This window comes from Vibrio sp. 1727, assembly GCF_033344415.1.
Classification (GTDB): Bacteria; Pseudomonadota; Gammaproteobacteria; order Enterobacterales; family Vibrionaceae; genus Vibrio; species Vibrio alginolyticus.
Genome location: NZ_JAWPOT010000356.1, coordinates 1 through 648, shown reverse-complemented (window position 1 = coordinate 648; position 648 = coordinate 1). Strand labels below are relative to the sequence as shown.

Genomic DNA, 648 nt, shown 5'->3' with positions numbered 1-648 from the left:
AGTTATTACAGCGATTGCTGGGATAATGGTTTTGAGGAATCCGTCGTTCGTTATCTGCTGGGGGATGAAATCAGCAAGCAGTGGCAACCCCGTTGGGAAGTCGACCAACTCTATATTGGTGATTATGTTTGTATCGCCGCAGAAGCGGTGATTTTAATGGGTGGCAACCACAATCATCGAACCGATTGGTTCTGCTTGTATCCGTTTCTTGATGATGTCGAACGTTCCTATCAAAGCAGGGGTGACACGATTATCGGAGATGCTGTCTGGATTGGAATGCGCGCGATGGTCATGCCAGGCGTTACGATTGGCGAGGGCGCGGTGATTGCCGCAAACAGTGTCGTGACGAAAAACGTGCCGCCGTACACCGTGGTAGCGGGCGCTCCTGCTAAGCCGATCAAAACTCGTTTTGACTCAGAGACGATTGATAAGTTATTGGCTCTTAAGATGTATTCTTGGGATGAGGCTAAGTTTAACGCGATTCGCTCTTTTATCTGTGGAAATGATATTGAGCAGTTAATCATTGCGGAAAGTAACTATAAAGGTGGCGAATGTCACTGAAATGAGGAAAATTATCAGCGATATGTTATAATCTCGCTCCGTTGTGACGAAAACTATTGTTGCAGCTTGTGCGTTTCCTTGGCATCG

General features: G+C 46.8%; 1 protein-coding gene. It reads left to right on the top strand.

Going from position 1 to position 648, the window contains the following annotated elements:
- Positions 1-561 (top strand): CatB-related O-acetyltransferase (locus tag R8O10_RS25715; protein ID WP_318192025.1); only part of this gene is annotated, 561 nt, incomplete at its 5' end.
- Between the last annotated feature and the right edge of the window lie 87 nt (positions 562-648).